The following is a 14,006-nucleotide window of genomic DNA, read 5'->3' as shown; positions in this document are numbered from 1 at the left end:
TGGACTCTGGACTCCGAAATCTCGTGATAATTGAGATATACCGTAACTGATTAGAAAGTAGGGAGTCCAATTATCTACACTAAGTAATTTAAAATAATATTTTTCATATTAGTTGGCGTTATTTTAATAGGCTCATAATTTCGAATATACGTTAATTAGCTACGACCCCTTTACTGGTTAATAAAACTGCAAATACTGTTATCCGCTCATGACAGACAACAGTATTATCGAACTTTGGCTTATTTACTTATTTATTTACGTAACATAAACAATAAGGACTAGGACTTGGACAAAGTGATAATGTAGATTCATCACATGATATTGAGTATGCAGAAAATGATGCGGTTACAATGATAGTGAATATAGATGCGGCAGCTGCAATTTTTTTCATTATTTAGAAACTCCATTTAATTATAATGATATTTTAAAAACACTTACGAACCAGATTAAAACAAATGACAAACATTAAGTCAACACTTGGAACAAAGACAGGACAGCTATATCTTTTGTCCTTTAGCTCATCCTCTACTAGGCTTTAAATTACCTCAACTAAGTTTTGTGCAGGATAGCGATAATGACCTCCGCAAGAAGAACCTTAATCGATGCAGAATCGACACCCTTCTATCACATCATAAATAGATGTGTCAGAAGGGCTTTTCTCTGTGGGGAGGATGAGCTCAAAGGTAAAAGCTTCGAACATAGACGTGGCTGGATTGTCGATAAAATCAAAGCGCTTTCAACTATTTTCTGTATCGATATTTGTGCCTATGCCGTTATGAACAATCACTATCATTTAGTCCTTAAAATCGATACTGAGAAAGCTAAATCATTAAGAAACAAGGAGGTCATTAGCCGATGGTCTAAAATCACTAAAGGCATGCAGTGGCAACCAAGTATATGAATGGGGAAATTCTAATTGAGGGTGAACGACTGCTTCTAGATAGTTTACTTACCGAATGGCACGAGCGTTTATCGAGTATTTCTTGCCATTGATTTAATGGGGAGTTGCGCTGCCTTAATGAGGAGATAGCACGTAGGGCGAATCGTGAAGATGAGTGCAAGGGAGCGTTCTGGGAAGGAAGATTTAAATCCCAAGCATTGCTCGATGAGCAAGCGCTACTTGCATGTATGATGTATGTAGATTTAAACCCTATCAGGGCGGGTATTGCAAACACAGTGCAAACCTCTGATTTCACTTCTATTCAAGAGCGAATTATCGAATTAAATACGCTTGATGCAAACCCCAGTAATCCCCCCGTTCCCCTTACTGAAAAATTAGAGTTTGCTGCTGACGAGCCACTAAAACCACTCGCTCAATTCGATAGTTCAACCCACCTTGATACTCAAGCAGGTATCCCATTTCATTTCTGTGATTACCTACAACTCATCGACTGGACCGGTAGAGCCATTAGAAATGATAAAAAAGGCTTCATTGATTCATACCAGCCAAAATTACTTAATGAACTAGGCATTGCACCCGATGCCTGGATAACGTCAGCCAAAGAGTTTCGTCGACAATACAGTGGAATTAGCGGCAGTTGGGACGCTATGTGCGAATTCAAAAAGCAGCATCAAATTGGAAAGTGGTGCAAAGGGAAGGCTTGTAGTAATGCACTTCACCCAGAAGACAAGAAGACAAAGGGGTCAGAACACATTAGCTTCAAGCTCTTTTGATTATTTTTATTCTGTCTTTATTGGATGACCTGGTTTTAGGTGGCAGAATCTTACATTAGATGGGCTTCGATTTCGGCTCTGATAACCTTATTTGCTCCGACCCCTTTGTCGCTGAGATTAAAGGAGGTTCAGCTCTTGTTGGATCTGCTGGCGTTGAACTGGGGACAGGGCACGAACCAGTTCAGACACAATAGCACTGGAAGCTTGAGAGCTCGGGCTTAACGTGTGGCTAAAACTTAAATTAGTGACAAAGGTGTGGCCACACCCGACAAAGGGGTCAGAACACATTAGCTTTTAGCTCTTTTGATTATTCTGGCTTTATTGGATGACCAGGTTTTAGATGGCCGAATCTTACATTTAGATGGGCTTCGATTTCGGCTCAGATAACCTTATTCGCTCCGACGCCTTTGTCGCTCAAAGAATCGACCAACTTTTAAATCCATTGACGATATCAAAGCACTGAGTATCCAAGGCGGGTTCGGTGGTAACAGTACGGGATTGCTTCGACTCGGTGACATTGCAGATGTCAGTTTAGGTTAAAAAACGCCTGCGATGACATTAAGTCGATTCACGGAAAAATAGCATGTTGTTAGCCGCAACACTTTTTATATTTTTTACCACTGCCACATAAACAAGGATCATTACGGTTCGGGGTTTTGTCGAACCTAGTGGTAGTTGGCTTGTTTATAACCGCGTTAAGATCATCGATATTTTCATCAATAGCACTATCTACAGTAATCTCGGCAAATAATCCATTATCAGCAACTAACGCCGCTACCTCTTTTTTTCTCTCATCACTGTTAACCACTAGCGATAATGGCTGCTTTTCTGTACCAAGCTTAACGATACGCTTAGTATTATAACCACTCATTACATGATTTTCTCTGGTGTAGATACGCCCTTTGTAATACAGATCGTGCACGATGAACTCCGCTAATTAAATACTAGATTTTAGCGCGGAAGTATAACGTAAAACGTTAAATAGTCGACTATTGAATTAAGGAACTTGCTGCTTGTCTGCCTTTTAACTACAAGCAGAGATAAAGGGGTCAGAACACATTAGCTTTTAGCTCTTTTGATTATTCTGGCTTTATTGGATGACCTGGTTTTAGATGGCCGAATCTTACATTTAGATGGGCTTCGATTTCGGCTCTGAATTTGTCGTTACCTAGCGGATAGTTGTGCTTAAGGCAGTTTCTGATGGTATGGAGTTGTTCTGGTGGTAGGGCCGTATTGAACAGCTCTCGATACATGAGTTGACGCTGTTCCGGAGTGGGTCCCAGAGCTTGATAGATTGGGTGCGGTGTTAGGCAGGCAATCTTTCTGCCTGCACCATGATATTGATAACTTGACCAAGTGTATTCGCTGGGATGTTTAACCATGTGGGCTCTGACTGGGTTCAGTTCAATGTAGCGTTGGCAAGCCATAAAGTAGGATTCACTATCTATAAGGCATGCTTTGTGACGACCCTCCCAGAGCGTTCCGGTGCGCTGGTAAAGGCGATTTATAGTGCTGACATAGGTTCGGCCAACGCTTTGCATCACACATGAAATACCTTCAGTGGTTGTAGGCGTCATGAGTAGATGAACATGGTTTGTCATCAACACGAAAGCATGTAATTTGACATCATATTGGATTAGGGCGCTAGCTAGCGCATTGATATAAATCTTAAAGTCATCTTCATAGAAGAAACAAGCGGAACGGTTGTGGCCTCGCTGGACTATATGGCTGGTAATGCCTGGGGCATAGATACGAGGTTTTCTTGGCATATCCGATCCTTGGAAAATGTGGAATGTGAAAGCATTAAGTATAGACGAAAGTCGCTATTAGCTCTGACCCCTTTGTTGTATTTAACAATGCCGACACAGCGCTGAAGGTGTATAGTGCGGCCAGTATTTCTCATAAATAGACCAACGATATGCTCGGCTACTACCTACATTCAATCAATGCCCAACAGGCGCTGGAAGCTATCGCCAAAGGACTGTCCTGCGTCCGGCTCTCTACTGACCTAAATCTTTCGGAACAGGACTTTTCCATAAGTGATCAGAGCCTGGTGCTCGACGATGACAATCGACTTTCCATTGCCGAACTCAAAAAAATCGCCAAGAAGACACAGAGGATCTACCTCTGCAGCGATGGAGATATGGTTCCGCTTGAAGACCGTAGCTCTGGCTACTACAAGCTCGTTCCCACATCTGGCGCACCTTTGCTAGAAATTAGCGGCGTCAAGATGCACATATCCAAGGGAACCGACCCCTTTGTTAGTGCCTCCGATATGGCTAAACAGGCGGTGAGCAAGGGTGACAAGGTACTGGATTGCTGCAGCGGACTTGGCTATGCGGCCATCGCAGCCCACCGACTAGGTGCAAGCGAAGTGCTCACCATCGAGTTGAGCCCGGAGGTAATGGGACTTCGCGCGCAGAACCCTTGGTCAAACGATTTGGGCAAAGAGGGGATTGTGCAACGTCAGGGTAGTAGCTTTGAGCTGATCACCACAATGCCTGCAATTTCCTTCGATGCTGTGGTTCACGATCCACCGCGTTTTTCCCTCGCTGGCGAGCTCTATAGCGAAGAGTTCTACCGGGAGATTTTCCGGGTGCTGCGCCCAGGCGGACAGCTTTTTCATTACACTGGCAATCCACACGTAGTCAAGAAGGGCAGCAGCTTTGTCGATGGCGTCATCCGCCGGCTCAAAGCGGCCGGCTTCAAGCACGTGAAAAAAGTCGAGCATCTGATGGGGGTCAGCGCGCAGAAATAATACCTATTGGTATAAGGCATAACCGAACCAAGAAGCAATGAACCGATGTTTACTTACCGCTTTGCGCGGAATGCCCCAAACTTTTAGGTCGGGGATGAATAGCACAAGTAGCGTAGCTGCTCTATGTATTGCTTTATAACATCAATACCACGAAGCGCTACGCTTCCACGGAGAACACGGAGAACACGGAGGTAAAGATGAAGCTTTCCAAAATGTTTGAGCCGTTGTCTTTCTCCGTGGCCTTTCGTGTCCTCCGTGGCCTTTCGTGTCCTCCGTGGTCAATCGCTTTTGCCCAGCTTGTTATAATATCTTTTTATCTTTTAAGTTAGAAAGTGGTCTAGCTCATTTATATCCAAAGTGAGCTACATGCCTGTAAAACTAAAAATCGAAGAGATAAACACTCAGGTGTAAACGCGGCTGTGACCTTCGACATCAAGGCCGTTCTATGACATCCATGTCACCACGGCATTTGTGAATCCATTCACATCAGTGAAACCGCAGAGCGGCCAGGGATGGCTTCACAGCGTCCCACTGAAGCGTTTGCACTTAAGGTCGCTCTTAGGCATCCATGCCTTCACGGCATTCGTAAATTCTTATACAGCACCCACGGCAGGTGATAGATAAAGATGAAGCTAGGATACTCAGTAAACCAACCAAGTACCCATTAAGCCCAATGAAACGAAAACCACAAAGGATAAAGACCGTGTATCCCTACACGCCCTACCTACATGGGTTCTATCTGCTCTACCATCAACTGCACCGTCTGATTGCCCCTAAACTCATTCACATCGAGTTTATAAACTACCTGAGCGTGTTTTATGGTGGCATCAGGCCAGGTTTTCAGGTCAATATTAAAGGCGATGGCATCGAGCATGGTTTGACCGCACTCGGTCTCTAACACCAGCTTGAGGTGTTTCTCGCCGACGATACGTTGCTGAATAACTTTAAAGTGGCCATCAAACAAGGGCTCTGGGAACTCTTGACCCCAAGGGCCACCATTACGTAGTTCTTGGGCAATATTTAAGTTCATCTCATCGGGCGTCAAGCTGCCATCGGTGACAAACTCACCAGTTAACTGTTCTGGTTTTAGCATCTCACGCACACCTTGATCGTATGCTTGCTCGAACGCTTCGAAGTCTTTGCCTCGAAGTGACAAACCTGCAGCCATAGCATGGCCACCGAACTTGAGGATCATTCCTGGATGACGGCTATTGATCAGCTCTAACAGGTCGCGCATATGCAGCCCTTTAATAGAGCGAGCCGATCCTTTGATTTCACCTTCCCCCGCATCGGCAAAGGCGATAACCGGTCTGTGATATCTATCCTTAATTCTTGAAGCAAGAATCCCTATGACACCTTGATGCCAATCCTGTTGAAATAGTGCGATCCCCCAAGGCAGGCTTGCTTCGTTGAGCTCTATAGACTCTAAACTCTTAAGCGCCTCTTGTTGCATATCGGCTTCTAAGTCACGACGTTCGGCATTTAAACCATCGAGTTCAGCCGCCATACGCCTAGCACTCATCATGTCATCGCATAGTAACGTCTCGACGCCCAAAGCCATCTCATCGAGGCGCCCTGCTGCATTGAGTCTTGGCCCCACGGCGAAGCCAAAATCTGATGCGACTATTTTGGCTGGATCCCGCTTTGCAACTTCAAGCAAGGCAGTTATTCCTGCACGACATCGACCCGCTCTCACTCTTTGCAGACCCGCTTCCACTAAAATGCGATTGTTACCATCGAGTGCTACCACATCGGCGACGGTGCCTAACGCCACAATATCGAGCAGATGTCCGAGGTTCGGCTCGCTAATGCCCTGCTCTTGATACCAATTTCGTTGTCTCAATTCGGCTCTCAGGGCTGACATCAAGTAAAACGCAACACCAACCCCGGCAATGGATTTACTCGCAAAACTACAACCCTGCTGATTAGGGTTCACGATCGCATCGGCATCGGGAATGGTCTTACCCGGCAGGTGGTGATCGGTAATAACCACTTGCATGCCCAGCGCCTTAGCGGCGGCGACCCCCTCAATCGACGAGATCCCGTTATCTACCGTGATTAATAGTTCGGCACCTTTACTCTCAGCAACTGCGACAATTTCAGGACTGAGACCATAACCGAAGTCAAAACGATTAGGGATAAGATAGTCAACTTGAGCCGCCCCCATCATCTTAAGCGCCAACATGCAGACACAAGTGGAGGTTGCCCCATCAGCATCGAAGTCACCCATGATCAGAATAGAGCGATGATCTCTAATGCCATCGGCAATAATGCTTGCAGCAAGTTCCAATCCTTTCATGGTATTGGGTCTTAGCAAACGAGATAAAGTAAGCTCACAATCCTCCGCCGAGCTACCACGACTGGCATAGATCTGTTTTAAAAGAGGAGAAAGGGATTCGGGAAGGTGGCTATCATCTACTTTTGCACGTCGAACTATCTTATGGATCACGGATCACAGCCTTATAGCGAGGTTGAATACAGAAAAATCAAACGACTCGTAGCATATCAAACCACAAGCCATATAACACTGGAAACAAACCGATTGCCTAGAGGCTATTATCCGGGCAAGAAAAAGCCAGCGTATTCGCTGGCTATCTTTATACTTAAGCATTTAAATCAATACTTATAGCAAAATCGGTGCTCTAGTTAATTGACTCTAACGCACGCAACAAGTCTTTAGGTGGTTGGTAACCGGGGATCAAACTACCATCTTCTAACACAATCGCTGGTGTACCATTAATACCAAAGCTCTGACCTAAGTTATATTGCTCGGCAATTTTAGCGTCACATTTGTTATGTTTCACTTTATTACCAGACTTAGCATCTGTCATCGCCTTTAGAGGATCCGCTGCACACCATACTGCTTCCATCTCATCAGCATTCGTTGAAGGTACGCCACGACGTGGGAAAGCAAGGTAACGGATAGTAATGCCTAAATCATTGTACTCATCCATTTGATTATGCAGTTTACGACAGTAGCCACAGCTAATATCAGTAAATATCGTCACAACATGCTTCTCGTTCTTAGCTTTATAGACCAGCATATTATTTTCAAGAGGCTTCATCATCTCGATACGAGGCCCAGCCATCGCCGCCTCAGTCAAGTTCTTCATGCCTTTATCTAAATCATACAAACTACCATGAAAGAGCTTAGAGCCATCTTGCGTAATATACAGTACGCCACGATCGGTAAGTGCTTCATAAAGACCTGGGATAGGTGACTGGCTGAGTGAATGAACCTCGACGCTCAGGCTGTCCTTCAGCTTCTGCTTTAGCTCTGCGCTATTAGCAATGGTGTCTGTTGCAGCATTAGAGGTAGCCAGAGCGAAAGGCGCTAATAGCACTGCAAAAATCAAAGAAAAAATGCGGGTAAACTTCATGATATATCCTGTTCTTTGTATGGGTCAGCTAGGGTTAAGAGTTATTACAATTCATTAGACCCAGTTTAGGCCAGAAAAGTTACAGTTTCAGAGAGATTAAATCAATTAAATAGTGTAACTAAATCACTGCCAATAGAGTTAATTACAAACTACCTCACAACTCAGAGTGATTTCACACTTTTTGACATCAAAAATGTATGCAGCTTCGAATGAAGCTTGTTTACATTTTTTGATGGTTCATTTGGATATCAATTCTTCTTCCCCGTCGTTCCGGCAGATCTTTTTAGCCGGAATCCAATGGCGATTGTTAACCTTCAAATGAAGGTCGATGTCATTTTATTGGTTTCATTTGACGGTGTCGACGTTAACTATTGAACCTGAAAATTTTAGCTTCAATCTAATCTAACGCTTCCCAGCGGGGGTTATGTACTCTTTACTTTAAGTAAGGTTCTGCGAGTCGCTACAAGCACGTCTGACTGCCATGGATGGTGGAAATGCCAAAAAATGTAGGGAACATTTTTGGCCCTGTGAGCTCTGCAATTTCATCCCTGTTTTCGATCCCCTCAGCTGTATCTACACTGAGTTATTTTCCTCTTCGATTGAGGTTTTAAGTATTATGGTCTGTGTACAATGCCCTTCAGCGAACTAAAAACCAAGCTCTAATCCCCGTTAAAGTCATGAAACAACAGCCTTTCCTTACCAATTTAACTCAAATCTAACAGACAGCTTTTGATTTTGAGATAACCAGTGTAGATGCGGCTGTAGCCGTTGATGGCAGGGACGCCATCGTCGAGCTTACAGGGACGTACTTGCAGCGTGCTACAGAAGTATCTGCACATTCCTCGCCGGCAGGCGTTAGATAACAATGAAGCTAGAACCTTCAAACACACTAACCAAACACCAACACCACCAACAAAAGATACTTCTAACTTGCTATCAGGCAAGCCACCCAACCTTTAGCTAGGGGGCTAAGAGCTAACCCCTAGGATGATGCTCACTGTGTAGCTGGCTCAATCTGGCTTTAGCCACGTGGGTGTAGATCTGAGTCGTTGAAAGATCGCTGTGGCCCAATAATAGCTGCACCACACGCAGATCGGCGCCATGGTTCAGTAAGTGTGTCGCGAAAGCATGCCTCAAGGTATGGGGGGAAATATGAGTAGATATGCCCGCTCTTAGCGCATAGAGCTTAATTCGATGCCAAAACGTCTGCCTTGTCATCATCTGCGCACGTTTAGAGGGAAATAACACATCGCTCAGTTTACCCTTGAGTAATTCAGCTCTTGCCCCTTGCAGGTAGCCTTCAACTTCAGTAATGGCCAGCTCCCCTAAAGGCACCAATCGCTCCTTGCCTCCTTTACCTACGACCCTCACTAAACCTTGCCTCAGGCTAAGCTGCTCCATAGTCAAACTTACCAGCTCTGTCACGCGTAGCCCGGTAGCATAGAGTAGCTCTAACATCGCCCTGTCACGGCACTCTAAGGGATCGTCTGCATTGGGTTCATTAAGCAAATTATCGACATCTTGCTCGCTTAAGGAGTCGGGCAACTTTCTTGCCAATTTAGGTGATTTGATCTGAGCAATAGGGTCAACTTGTATCAGCTTTCTGAGCAGCAGGAACTGATAAAATCGCCTAAGGCTACTCATTAACCGTGCACTGCTAGTCCGCGCAAAACCTTTTTCTAACCTTACATCGAGATAATCTCGAACCAGCTGTTGAGATACCAGAGTTAAATCAGAATTAGCATCCTGCACATAGCGGTCGAAATGACGTAGGTCGGTACGATAGGCGGCTAGCGTATTGTCACTGAGCCCACGGCTCGACCAAAGATCATCGAGAAAAATATCGATAAGTGGGTCTGCCTGATATTTTTTCGATTCCGCTAATTCAACCAAAAGTCACTCCTTTAACACATAAAAAAGCGCGCTCTCAATGAGACCGCGCTTAGTATTCTATATTATAGCCAGCAGACTAATAAAGCGCAGCTTGGTTCATTATCGATTTAGCTTAAGACTGGCTCTGGTTTTGCTTTTTTGATCATCAAACAAGCGACAATAGTAATGCCTGTTGGTAATAACCATGCCATGCCTTCGTTATGCAGAGGCATAAAGTCGACGACACTCATATCGAAACCAGCTGCTTTAAGGCCATCAATGATACCAAAAGCTAAAGCAACACTTAAGGTCACTCGATGAGAAAGCTCAGGCATTGAAAACTGCTTAGTCAAGAAAGTCACAGCAACTAGGGCTATAGCAACAGGATAGATAGTGTAAAGCACGGGCACGCTGATGCTAATAAGCTGAGCTAAACCAACGTTAGCAACCGTTGCACAAGCCAGGCTCATAATCACCACAAATACCTTGTATGAGATACGAGGAATGAGGTCATTAAAGAACTCTGCACATGCTGTCACCAGTCCGATAACCGTCGTCAGACAGGCTAACGTGACAACTGCAGCCAACAAGATTTGACCTAAGCTGCCAAATTCATGATTAACATAATTGGTCAAAATCACGCCGCCGTTATCAGCACCTACCGCTAAGTCACCGGCAGAAGCACCAAGATAGAAAAGTGAGATATATACAAATGCTAAACCAGCAGCTGCGATCAATGCGGCCCTAATCAAATATTTGGTTTGATCTTTGCTGTCACTAACCCCTTTACGACGAAGGATATCAATAATCAACATACCAAAAATCAACGACGCTAAGGTATCCATGGTGTTATAGCCTTCCAAGATCCCCTTAGTTAGTGGGCTTGACTGATAATCCCCTACCGCTTGTCCCAAGTCAGAACCAGGTAAAACAAGCACTGAAATAGCAAGGCCTATCAATAAAACAAGCATGATGGGTGTGAGTATTTTGCCAACACTATCGAGTAACTTTCCTGGATAAAGAGCCAATAACATAGCCCCACCGAAGAAAATTAATGTATAGATAAGTTGAGAGATATTAAGCATTACCCCGGCAACCATAAATGATGCATTGCTGTCAGCCAGAAAAGGTTTGAAGCCCATTTCATAGGCGACAAGACCCGCACGTGGCGCCGCAAACGCGGGGCCAATAACGATATAAATAGCAACTGCAAATATCATTGCCGCTAATGGCGGAAGCAGCCCCATGATTTTACCATTGGCTTTAGCAACGGCTATCAAGGTGATCAGAGGCAAGGTTACGGCTGTGATCAAAAAGCCAATCATGGCTAGTGTCATATTCTCACCCGCAAGAAAACCTGCAAGTGGTGGGAAAATCAAATTGCCAGCGCCTAAGAAGAACGCGAACGTCATAAAACCTAACCCTAAGGTGTCAGCTATGCTCATCTGTTTGTTTTGCACTATTTGCCCCATCATCTATTATATTTTTTAACGATCTCAAATTATTACGCCAATCACAGGCTCTGTAAGTAGAGATTATGTTTATGTGTAAATTAATTATTACACGAGTCTGTGGTAAATTCGGCCGACACTTGGCGAGTTTATGAACAAAAGCGGAAGAAACTGACGCTAACATTACTTAAAACTGACTTACCTACCCCAAAAAAGCATATAAATGCCCTTTATGGGCCATACTATTATCAAATGAGACCTAAATTAACAAGGTTTCAGGCCAAATCAAGAACAATTAACACCAGAAATGCAGCACTAAATTAACACCTATTTAAAAACTATTTACTAAGCAACACTAGCCGGTATAGAAAAGGCGCCCCATAACAAGTCAGCAACACAGTCAAAAATCATCTTGCTAAACCTTAACCTGCTTTGATTGATAGAGTACAATCCCATCATAAACCCCACCACTTATTACAGACCTAAATTCCATGCCATTTACCTTCAAACAATTTCATATCGATGACCACGGATGTGGTATGCCAGTGAGTACTGACGCGGTGATTCTGGGGGCTTGGGCACCACTGAGCAAAGCTGTAAATATTTTAGATATAGGTGCGGGAAGCGGTTTATTAAGCTTGATGGCAACTCAGCGCAGCCAAGCCAAAGTGACAGCGATAGAGCTTGATGACACCGCGGCCTTGGCCTGTGAAAGCAATTTTATCGCATCTAAATGGACCGAACGTTTACAAGTTAAACACTGTGCTATTCAGGCTTTTAGTCAAACTCATTTAGCTTCGGGTCTGCCATTATTCGATCATATCATCTGTAACCCACCATATTTTAAAGGTGGCACCCAGTCTAAAAACGCCCTCAGAGCCAAGGCTAGACACACTGACACCTTAGATTTTAGTTGTTTAATTAAGGCCATTAGCCAATTGCTCAGCGCTGATGGAGCAGCCAGCTTGATCTTACCCAGTCAGAGTATGACCCCGTTTAATCAAGCCTTAGCAGCATCAGAATTAGCATTCAGCCAGGTAATGGATATTGCAGATAGCGCTAGCAAAGCCGTTCACCGACATGTTTTTACCTTAGTTCATAAGCACAACTCATCAACGAAGCCAAACCCTAACTCCCAAATGCAACACTTCTTCATCAAAGAAAGTGATGGCAGCTACAGCAAAGAAATGATCGCACTCATCACAGGTTTTTACCTTAAGTATTAGTCGTTTCGCAGTCAGCGCAACGTCCGATCACATCCACTGATCTATTTGGTTAAATTACTGGCTAATTTGATGTATAATATGCGGCTATTATTTATTGAGAACGCTGCGCATGCTATTTGAAGACTTCCTGCTTGACCCTATTTTGTTAGAGTCATTAAAAGCCATGGGCCATAATAAGCCCACTACTATCCAGCAACAAACCATTCCATTGGCGATGGAGCAGAAGGACATTTTAGCTCGAGCACCCACTGGTACCGGTAAAACGGCCAGCTTCTTGCTGCCTGCCATTCAACATATTATCGACTTCCCTCGCCGCTTTGGCGGACAAGCCCGCGTATTAGTATTGACACCGACACGCGAATTGGCGAGTCAAATCCATCGTTATGCCTCTCACCTGGCTACAGGGTTAGATCTTAATGTTGCGATCATCACCGGTGGCGTGCCTTATGCTCCGCAAGAGGAAGCATTGAAAAACAATGTCGATATTCTTGTCGCGACCCCAGGCCGCTTGATGGAATATTTGGATAAAGGCCATTTCAACGCTGAAGAAGTTGAGGTATTAGTTATCGATGAAGCCGATAGAATGCTAGATATGGGCTTCTCTGCCGCAGTTGAAACCTTAGCAATTGAATCTGTCGGTCGTAAACAGACCATGTTATTTTCTGCCACATTAGAAGGCAGTGATGTGAGCCGTTTCTCACATCAACTACTCAAAGACCCAGTTAAAGTCGAAGCCAAAGCTCCGCGCAGTGAAAAAGCTAAGATCCATCAGTGGATCCATAATGCTGACGATAAAGAGCATAAGTTTGCTCTGCTTTGCAACATACTCAGACAGGAAGATGTCAAACGTACCATCGTATTTGTAAAGACACGTGAAGGTGTTGCCAGCTTAGAAGGTTTACTGCGAGCTGAAGGGATCGCCTGCAGCTTTATGCGCGGCGATATGGAGCAGAAGCAAAGATTTCAGGCTCTAGGCAAGTTCACCAAGGGCGAAGTTAACGTCTTACTCGCAACCGATGTCGCTGCCCGTGGTATTGATGTAGATGATATTACTCACGTCATTAACTTCGATATGCCAAGATCGGCTGATACATACGTACACCGCATTGGTCGAACTGCACGTGCTGGTGCCAAAGGAACAGCTATTTCTCTAGTTGAAGCCCATGATATTCGTGTCGTAGGTAAGATTGAGCGTTATACGGATCAGCCTCTTAAGCGTCGATTCATTAAAGATCTGCGACCTAAGAACAAGGAAGCTAAGCCACCGGGGAAAAACAAAGTTAAGCCTGGTGCAACTAAGACATACAGTAAGAAAAATAAGAAGAAGTAACGCTTTTCTATTTTAGTCATTGATATTTAAGAGTCGCTAATAGCGACTCTTTTTTTGCATTTTATTTGGCAGAACAGGTATTAGAGCTAAGACGACGGCCTGCGGCCTATCGCTCCGCGGACGGCTCGCCTATTCTTTTCTGTAGGAGGGTGCTTTAGCCCCGAGGTTCATGGGTTCATGGGTTCATGGGTTCATTCTCTCCCGGCTGAAGCCAGTCCTACAATGAATATAAGTGGCCTCAGATCTACCAGCATTTAAGCAGGTTGAATAGCAAAGACGACGGACTGCGTCCTAGCCTCATCAGCGCAGCGTATC

Annotated in this window: 10 protein-coding genes and 1 pseudogene; 5 read left to right on the top strand and 6 right to left on the bottom strand. The window is 44.6% G+C overall.

The window, feature by feature from the left end:
• The first annotated feature begins 574 nt into the window (after window positions 1-574).
• Window positions 575-1,674: pseudogene (locus tag FM038_RS04480) on the top strand (transposase).
• Window positions 1,675-2,263: 589 nt separating this feature from the next.
• Here FM038_RS04480 and FM038_RS04475 read toward each other — a convergent pair.
• Both FM038_RS04475 and FM038_RS04470 read right to left on the bottom strand, forming a co-directional pair.
• Window positions 2,264-2,596 carry a PBPRA1643 family SWIM/SEC-C metal-binding motif protein gene (locus tag FM038_RS04475; protein WP_142872144.1) on the bottom strand — a complete coding sequence of 111 codons (333 nt, stop codon included), beginning with the start codon at window positions 2,594-2,596 and terminating at the stop codon, window positions 2,264-2,266.
• Window positions 2,597-2,753: 157 nt separating this feature from the next.
• A complete protein-coding gene (locus FM038_RS04470; RefSeq protein WP_142872143.1) occupies window positions 2,754-3,443 on the bottom strand; it encodes a transposase in 690 nt (229 codons plus the stop codon).
• Between the two features lie 149 nt (window positions 3,444-3,592).
• Between FM038_RS04470 and FM038_RS04465 the strand changes: the two genes are divergently transcribed.
• Window positions 3,593-4,432 (top strand): class I SAM-dependent methyltransferase, encoded by an 840-nt coding sequence (locus FM038_RS04465; RefSeq protein WP_142872142.1) that lies wholly within the window; start codon window positions 3,593-3,595, stop codon window positions 4,430-4,432.
• 724 nt (window positions 4,433-5,156) lie between these two features.
• Here FM038_RS04465 and recJ read toward each other — a convergent pair.
• Together recJ and dsbC are read right to left on the bottom strand one after the other, a co-directional pair.
• Window positions 5,157-6,881, bottom strand: coding sequence for a single-stranded-DNA-specific exonuclease RecJ (gene recJ / locus FM038_RS04460; RefSeq protein WP_142872141.1), 1,725 nt, complete (start codon window positions 6,879-6,881; stop codon window positions 5,157-5,159).
• Between the two features lie 193 nt (window positions 6,882-7,074).
• A complete protein-coding gene (gene dsbC / locus FM038_RS04455; RefSeq protein ID WP_142872140.1) occupies window positions 7,075-7,812 on the bottom strand; it encodes a bifunctional protein-disulfide isomerase/oxidoreductase DsbC in 738 nt (245 codons plus the stop codon).
• Between the two features lie 216 nt (window positions 7,813-8,028).
• Here dsbC and FM038_RS04450 point away from each other — a divergent pair, with 216 nt between their 5' ends.
• Window positions 8,029-8,187, top strand: a complete 159-nt coding sequence (locus tag FM038_RS04450; protein WP_185965755.1) for a hypothetical protein — start codon at window positions 8,029-8,031, stop codon at window positions 8,185-8,187.
• 600 nt (window positions 8,188-8,787) lie between these two features.
• Here the strand turns inward: FM038_RS04450 and xerD are convergent.
• Entirely contained in the window at window positions 8,788-9,705 is a 918-nt protein-coding gene (gene xerD / locus FM038_RS04445; RefSeq protein ID WP_142872139.1) for a site-specific tyrosine recombinase XerD, read from the bottom strand.
• Between the two features lie 107 nt (window positions 9,706-9,812).
• Window positions 9,813-11,156: a branched-chain amino acid transport system II carrier protein gene (gene brnQ / locus FM038_RS04440; RefSeq protein WP_142872927.1), complete on the bottom strand. Its 1,344-nt coding sequence runs from the start codon at window positions 11,154-11,156 to the stop codon at window positions 9,813-9,815.
• Window positions 11,157-11,626: 470 nt separating this feature from the next.
• Here brnQ and FM038_RS04435 point away from each other — a divergent pair, with 470 nt between their 5' ends.
• Complete coding sequence (locus tag FM038_RS04435; RefSeq protein ID WP_142872138.1) at window positions 11,627-12,361, top strand: tRNA1(Val) (adenine(37)-N6)-methyltransferase; 735 nt, start codon at window positions 11,627-11,629, stop codon at window positions 12,359-12,361.
• Between the two features lie 109 nt (window positions 12,362-12,470).
• On the top strand, window positions 12,471-13,691 hold the full coding sequence (gene srmB / locus FM038_RS04430) for an ATP-dependent RNA helicase SrmB (protein WP_142872137.1): 1,221 nt from the start codon (window positions 12,471-12,473) through the stop codon (window positions 13,689-13,691).
• Window positions 13,692-14,006: the final 315 nt, after the last annotated feature.

It is taken from the genome of Shewanella eurypsychrophilus (assembly GCF_007004545.3).
In the GTDB taxonomy this organism is placed as follows: domain Bacteria; phylum Pseudomonadota; class Gammaproteobacteria; order Enterobacterales; family Shewanellaceae; genus Shewanella; species Shewanella eurypsychrophilus.
Note: the sequence above shows the minus strand (reverse complement) of the source record. Positions and strands in the feature narration are given on the sequence as shown.

Excerpts from the sequence above, each read along its gene's own strand:
- dsbC (WP_142872140.1), bottom strand. The coding sequence starts at position 7,812 with ATGAAGTTTACCCGCATTTTTTCTTTGATTTTTGCAGTGCTATTAGCG.
- srmB (WP_142872137.1), top strand. The coding sequence starts at position 12,471 with ATGCTATTTGAAGACTTCCTGCTTGACCCTATTTTGTTAGAGTCATTA.
- FM038_RS04465 (WP_142872142.1), top strand. The coding sequence starts at position 3,593 with ATGCTCGGCTACTACCTACATTCAATCAATGCCCAACAGGCGCTGGAA.
- FM038_RS04470 (WP_142872143.1), bottom strand. The coding sequence starts at position 3,443 with ATGCCAAGAAAACCTCGTATCTATGCCCCAGGCATTACCAGCCATATA.
- FM038_RS04435 (WP_142872138.1), top strand. The coding sequence starts at position 11,627 with ATGCCATTTACCTTCAAACAATTTCATATCGATGACCACGGATGTGGT.
- brnQ (WP_142872927.1), bottom strand. The coding sequence starts at position 11,156 with ATGGGGCAAATAGTGCAAAACAAACAGATGAGCATAGCTGACACCTTA.